Source organism: Cardinium endosymbiont of Culicoides punctatus, from assembly GCF_004354815.1.
Taxonomy (GTDB): Bacteria; Bacteroidota; Bacteroidia; order Cytophagales; family Amoebophilaceae; genus Cardinium.
The window spans coordinates 20927-28240 of sequence record NZ_QWJI01000010.1; the positions used below are offsets into that span (position 1 = coordinate 20927).

The following is a 7314-nucleotide window of genomic DNA, read 5'->3' on the forward strand; positions in this document are numbered from 1 at the left end:
TAAAGGCAAAATAATTTTATCTATTTATTTGTATAGCCCACATATGTGTAGGCTATAACACACTATCTCCAACTTAGTAAGCAACCTCTAACAAAAAACGTTCCCGAAGTAGATTGATGTATGTATTCTTCTCTCCTAGATAGATTAATTTTTCTTGGTCTGTATAAGGTTTTCTTTCCTGTTCCTGTTGAACCAAATAACCTTGTACTGTTACACTAGTATGATCTATATATTTACGCAATTGAGCGACAAGATCTTCTTTTAAACTTTGTAAAATATCTTCCTGTACAGGGTTGATCAATGCAATAGAAATAATATCACCTTGAATCTCTATGGGTTGATTCAAAAGGTGATATCCCGCTATATTTCCTATGTGCTTCAACTGCTCTCTGTAGTCAATAAGAAAAGATTGCACAACCTCTTTGACTATTATTTGTTCCCCGTTATTAGATTTAGCTGTTATTTTTTTTTTTTGAGAGGGATTATCTGTTTGTTGTTCGGAAACCAATGAAGACTTTAATGTTTTTAAATCAGGAATTTCCATAGTATCCCGCTGACGATCAGGTACTTTTTCTACTACTTTAGGGACAGATGTAACGTTAATTTCTTCTGACTTAACCTTAGGAACTTCTACCTTTGGTTTCTCTAAAGGGACATAGAGCGCCTCCTTTGACTTTTCTGTTAATTGTTTTGCGTTTTTATCGCTATTAAGAAACGAAGTCGAGGTAGAAATTTCTTTTTCAGCCTTATTTTCTTCCACATATGACATATGCAAAGTTGCCAACTCTATCAACAACAGTTCTACATGCAACCTTTGGTGCTGACTCGCTTTATACCCTATTTCACATTGATTCAAAGATGCTAACGCACGTATTAAAAAAGGAATTGTACATTTAGCAGCATATTCCACATACAATGGTCGGAGGTTGTCCGTAACTTCTAAAAGAGGTATAGTAGTACTGTTTTTGCAAACCATTAGATTACGCAAATGGTCTCCAAGGCCTACTATAAAATGGTGCCCACTAAATCCAGCACGTAATACAGTGTCATAAAGAGTGAGTACAGCAGGAATATCACCTACTAAAAAAGCGGTTGTACATTTAAAGTAATAATCATGGTCAAGCAATTGAAGGTGATCTCGTGCCATGTCATATGTGATCACTCCTTCTGTTCTTGCAGAAGTGGCCATTAAATCAAACATAGATAGCGCATCACGCATGGCTCCCTCAGCTTTTTGTGCAATTAACTGCAAAGCAGACTCTTCGTAAGCAATAGATTCTTGTAACGCAACTATTCTCAACTGTGTTACAATATCTTCTATTTTAATTCTATTAAAACTAAAGATTTGACAACGAGACAAAATCGTAGGCAAGACTTTATGCCGTTCTGTAGTAGCTAATATAAATATTGCATAACTAGGAGGCTCCTCAAGTGTCTTTAAAAAGGCATTGAAGGCAGCATTAGACAGCATATGCACTTCATCTATAATATATATTTTATATTTACCCACTTGAGGAGCATAGCGAATTTGATCAACCAGATCACGAATATCTTCGACAGAGTTATTAGAAGCAGCATCTAACTCATAAACATTTATAGAATTGTTTTTGCTAAAGCTAAGACAATTTGTACAATGGTTACATGGTTCCGATTCGTCCGTAACTTGTAAACAGTTAATTGCCTTAGCTAAAATACGTGCACAGGTAGTTTTTCCCACACCACGTGGTCCACAAAAAAGAAAAGAATGAGCAAGTTGTTTGTGTGCTATTGCATTTTTTAGTGTGGTAGTAATGTGGGATTGACTAATTACGTCTTTAAAAGTAATAGGACGATATTTCCTGGCAGAAACTACAAATTCACTCATAAGGTAACATCTAAAAATAGTCTACCAAACTAACCTATCTGTGAAAAAAAGTTTTCACACGGTCAAAAAAACTTGGTTCATGTTTACCTGGTTTAGGCTGAAAGTTAAGTGAATCTTTAAGAGAAAGCAATAGTTCTTTTTCTTCTTTTGTAAGTTCTTGTGGCGTCCATATTTGTACAAAAACCAACTGATCTCCTTTGGCACCAAAGCCAGCTGCATCGATAATACCCTTCCCTTTCATTTTTAATACCTTACCACTACTAGTTCCTGCTGGAATTTTAAGAAGTACTTTCCCATATGCTGTTGGCACTTCTTTTTCACAGCCTAATGTTGCATCGATAAAGCTAATATGCAAGGTATAACAGATATTAATGCCTTCACGTTTTAAAAAAGGATCTTGTTCCTCTTTCACAAATACAATTAAATTACCAGACACACCACCACGCAATGGTACATTCCCTTTATTAGAAATTGTTAGATCCATTCCTTCTACCATACCTGATGGTACGCGAAAAGAGATCTGATCTTCTTTGAATTGCCTACCTGTTCCAGAACAATCTTTACAATTCTTTTTTACATATTTACCCGTTCCCGAACAATCCTGACAGGACCCTTGCTTAATCATATTTCCCAACACTGTTTCGAACACACGTTGAATAGTACCGGTACCTTTGCACGGTGTGCATGTTTCTACAGCAAGGCCATTTTCAGATCCATTACCACCACATGTATCGCAGCTTACATAACGTTTGATCAGCACCTGTTTTGTAGCACCATGAGCAATTTCGTGAAGATTAAGAGAAATTTTAATACTTAGATCTTCCCCACGTTTAGCTTGAGTTCGTGTCCCTCCTCCAAAAAAACTGCCAAAAGCAGAGTTAAATAGATCATCAATATTCTCGGTATAGAAATGTCCTTCTCGTTGGTAAACATCTTCCCCTACCCCTTCTTTACCAAATCGATCATAACGCGCTTTTTTCTCCGGGTCACCTAAAACTTCATAAGCCTCTGCAGCTGCTTTAAAGCGTTCTTCTGCAGCTTTGTTTCCAGGATTTTTATCGGGATGGTTTTCTTTGGCTATCTTACGATAAGCTTTCTTGATAGCAGCATCAGTAGCATTACGATCTACTCCTAAAATTTCATAATAATCTTTCTCCATTTATCTATAATCCAATTATAACTTTAGCAACCCGTAATACATACTCTCTGATCAAATATCCTTTTTCTACTACCATAATAACCCGCCCTTTCATATCTGAATCTTCTACCTGTTTTTGCATAACTGCTTCATGCAAGTCTGCATTAAACTCCGCTCCTTCCTCTAACAACATTTCTTGTACACCAAATTTTTTTAGCAGTGCACGTAATTTATCATGAATTAACTTCATGCCCTCTTGCATGGCATCTTTAACTACACCATGTTCATTCTGAAGAGCTATCATACCTCGCTCAAAATCATCTATAATAGGTAAAAGCTCTTTTAATGTTTCTTCATTTGCCTTATCTATAAGCGCTACTTTTTCCTTAGCAACACGTTTTTTAAAGTTTTCAAAATCAGCATAAAGACGAACATACCTGTCGTTTGCTTGAGTAAGTAAGTCTTGTAATTGATCTAATGATTGTACATCAGCACCAAACTGAAGTTCCTCTTTTTCATCAGCATTTACGGACACATCATCGTTCACTTCTTCATAAGAGGACTTACAGTAACATTCTGTATGCAATTGACCATCTTGCTCTTGACAGCAGCCTGGCTGTGACTGACCATCTTGTTCTCGACAGCAGCCTGGCTGATATGGATCACCTTCCTCTCTACAATAGCAATCTGTCTGGAATTGATCACCTTGTTCTCGTTGCTCTTGACAGCAGCCTGGCTGTGGCTGATTATCTTGTTCTCGACAGCAGCCCGTTTGTGTATGTATGTCTTGTGAATTCATGGTTTATTACGTAATGTTTAAAGTAGCATTGCTGTTAAAAAGTAGTATAAACTACGATAGTATCTATGCCCATATTAGATTAATCATGCAATTTTTTTTGCCAAATTTTCGACCAGTGTCACCTTGTCATATCAGATAACTCCTTGTTCGGGATATTTACCAGATATACCTCGATAAAAGTCTTGTATATCTGCAATATCTTTTTCAATACTACCTGTAGGATAACACATAGGTCCTAATCCCATTTGCTTTTTAGCGTAATTAATATACCCCAAAATAATCGGAAGCTTTGTCGTTTCAGAAAGCCTATAAAATCCTGTTTTCCAACGCTTTGCATAACCCCTAGTCCCTTCGGGAGCGATCATCAATAAGATTGAATCTGAGTCATTAATCATATCTGCCATAATGGATACCATATTATTTCCTCCCTTCAGTCCTGTTTTGTTTCTATCTATAGGAATAGCTCCTAGTGCTTTCATGATGTATGAAAGAGGAAAAAACATTACCTCTTTTTTAATAGCAAACCTAATTTTTAAATCAGGGTAACTAAATTTGAACAACATGCCATAAAAAAAATCCCAATTACTTGTATGAGGAGCTAGTATTACTATTGCTTTTTGACAAGCTGTTGGTGGAGTAATGTTATGAATTTCCCAACCTAGTAGTTTTGCAATGCCCATAGAACATTGTTTAGTCCAATTATATTTATGTAAACCTATTTTAGTTCTAACAGGCAAAAGAAATCCTGGTAATATCAAGCATATAGTCACACCAATTATCGTTATTGCATATTTCTTGCTGGAAAAGTTTATGGTAGTAATATTCTCTGGTTTTATAAGTGCTAAAAGCAGAGAAACCACACAACTGAATATCCCAATTAGAATAACTGTAAAAAACACATATCGCCCCCCAGGTATTTTATACCCATCACTTTCTTCTTTTGGTTTCATAAAATGCAATTGGATACAGGCTGCAAACACCAGTATATACATAATCATAAGCAACTGAGAACTAACTATTTCAATACACCAAAAAGCGGCTTCCGGTGAATTAATGAAAACAAAAGCAATAACCATGAAACTTACCAAAACACCTTGCACAATCAATAATCGTTGAGGAGAACCATGTTTATTATTTTTTACGAGATTCTTAGGAAAAAACCCTCTTTGTCCAGCTATCATTAAACCTTTAAGGGGTGAAATAATCCATGTATTTAAATAACTAGCCATGCCAATGAGCATCATTATTTCTACAGCACATACTACTGATTTATTACCCAAACATTCGATGGCTTGGATGCTCCCTTGGGATACATCCAATATATCAGCAGGCACTAGCACAGCTATGGAAAGTGTAGAAAGTATATATAAACTAAAAATGATCAGTGCTGTTAAAAGCATTGCCTTAGGGTATGTTTTTCGTGGATTTTTGATATTAGGAATATGATAAGAAGATATTTCTATACCTGTCAAAGCTGCCATAGCTAAAGAAAATTTTGCAACATTTCCTAAATTAGAATCAGGCATAACCATTGTTGGAGGAGGGAGATGGCTCTTTCCATTCAAAAAAGTATAGATGGCAACAGAAATCAATACAACAGCAGGAATCATAGCTCCCAAAATAGTTCCCATGCTGCTAAAGAGGCTAGAGTATTTCAGAGGAAAAAAGTTAAAAATAGTCATACTCCAGAAAAATCCTAACATCAATAGCAATTGATTCAATTTACTAATTTTAGTTTGTAATATATGAACACATATATGATCACATATAAAAATCATTAAAGAAAGAATCATTGTAAAGTAGAGTGTATTGTTGATCCATTCCAGCCAAGAAGCAACAAAACCAATACGGACGCCAAATGCTTCACTAACCCAAATATAAACACCTCCTTGTTTGGGAAACCTCGAACCCAATTCTGCACAAGCCATAGAAATGGGAAGGAAGAAGAGTAGCATAGCTACACTAAAAAAGAATATAGATTGGTAACCGGAGTCAGCAATACAGGGTAGATTTCTTAAGGTAAATATGGCAGAAATGCCTATCATTGCAACAGAAACTGCACCTAGAACTTTGCCATTTTTATTTTCATCAGGCATTATTTATCTGGTTTTTAGGTAAAAGATAGAATAGTCAACACTACTGAAATTAAATATTCCCCTCTAAAAGACTATTAACAAATAACGTGATTAACAATCATTTTTATGCTAATTTTTTGTATTTCACTCAAGTGAAAATTTATAAATTAAACACAACTTTCCAGTTAAAATGCCTAAACAACAAATACAGGACACAAACGACTTTTGTAAGTAGACTTAAAGTTTATAATTCATTATACTTCCCAAGTCTTGTACCCTGAGACCAACTTTTCAAATCATCAAAAGCTCAACAAGCAAAAATATGCATTAAGTTAATTTTTGTAACTACCCAGAGGTCTGTTTTAGATATATAAAATATTATTGATTAATAATTAAAAATATTTGAATCAAATCAAATACATAAACATAATATGCCACTAAAATTTTTATTGTATATTTTATAGTGGAGCACAAATCAGTTATAAAAATAATATTTTTTATACATTATACAGAACAATAGGATATCTAGATAGTTGTCAATTCTCACAAATTCTATATAATACAAATATATAAGAAAATATAGATAAAGAAAGAAACGGGTAATATTTTCTCCGGTGGTGGTACAAATATATGATGGGATAAAAGACTGACATTGAGGATTTTCCACTATATTTGATAAAAAACGGCTAATTTTCTCAAAGCAATATATCATGGAAAAGTGTCCTGGATGTCTGACTGACTTAAATGTAGTAAAAAATGGCCTTAATAAAGACCAAAAACAAAACTATTTATGCAAAAGTTGTAAAAAACAATTTATAGATAGAAGGGCTTTAGTATATAGGAAATTTTCTGGAAATACTACTCTTATATCAAAGATTATCAAGATGTTAGAAAGAGGATGTAGTGTTAGGGATATTGAATATATTGAACAAGTTCCCCGAAGTGTTATATTAAGAATAATTGAAAGATTTAATCTGAAAATAAATCTAAAACAACAAGTATACAAGAGCATACAGATAGATGAAATGTGGTCTTATGTTGGTCGAAAAAGAAACAAAAAATGGTTTATTTATGCGCTTTCTCCTGAAACGGGTGAAATTTTAGCATGTGTTGTTGGAAAAAGAGATACAAAAACGGTTAAAAAACTATACGATAAAATAATTTCATTAAAGGTTGTTATTGAGGAATTTTGTACTGATAATTGGTCTGCTTTTAGCAAAGTTTTTAGTAATTGTTGTCACAAAATAGGAAAGCAATTTACAAGAATGATTGAAGGCGTTAATTGTTTATTTCGCCATAGGATCAGTCGTTTTGTTAGAAAAACTTGTTGTTTCTCAAAAAAACTAAAAAATCACATAAATGCAATTATGATAGTCATTGATAGTATAAATAAAGGTAACGCTTGGGCTAAGTAAAATCATATATTTGTACCACCACC

The 7314-nt window shown here is 34.2% G+C and carries 5 protein-coding genes; 1 reads left to right on the forward strand and 4 read right to left on the reverse strand.

Features of this window, described 5'->3' with window-relative positions; all coding sequences use genetic code 11:
* Positions 1-73: 73 nt before the first annotated feature.
* From dnaX to CCPUN_RS02325, 4 genes are all read right to left on the reverse strand, one after another.
* Positions 74-1864, reverse strand: coding sequence for a DNA polymerase III subunit gamma/tau (dnaX, locus tag CCPUN_RS02310; protein ID WP_133281975.1), 1791 nt, complete (start codon positions 1862-1864; stop codon positions 74-76).
* A gap of 34 nt (positions 1865-1898) precedes the next feature.
* Positions 1899-3023, reverse strand: a complete 1125-nt coding sequence (gene dnaJ / locus CCPUN_RS02315; protein WP_133281976.1) for a molecular chaperone DnaJ — start codon at positions 3021-3023, stop codon at positions 1899-1901.
* A gap of 4 nt (positions 3024-3027) precedes the next feature.
* Positions 3028-3801 carry a nucleotide exchange factor GrpE gene (locus tag CCPUN_RS02320; protein WP_133281977.1) on the reverse strand — a complete coding sequence of 258 codons (774 nt, stop codon included), beginning with the start codon at positions 3799-3801 and terminating at the stop codon, positions 3028-3030.
* A 131-nt stretch (positions 3802-3932) separates the two neighbouring features.
* A complete protein-coding gene (locus tag CCPUN_RS02325; RefSeq protein ID WP_133281978.1) occupies positions 3933-5897 on the reverse strand; it encodes an amino acid permease in 1965 nt (654 codons plus the stop codon).
* A gap of 689 nt (positions 5898-6586) precedes the next feature.
* Here CCPUN_RS02325 and CCPUN_RS02330 point away from each other — a divergent pair.
* Positions 6587-7291, forward strand: a complete 705-nt coding sequence (locus CCPUN_RS02330; RefSeq protein ID WP_133281979.1) for an IS1 family transposase — start codon at positions 6587-6589, stop codon at positions 7289-7291.
* Positions 7292-7314: the final 23 nt, after the last annotated feature.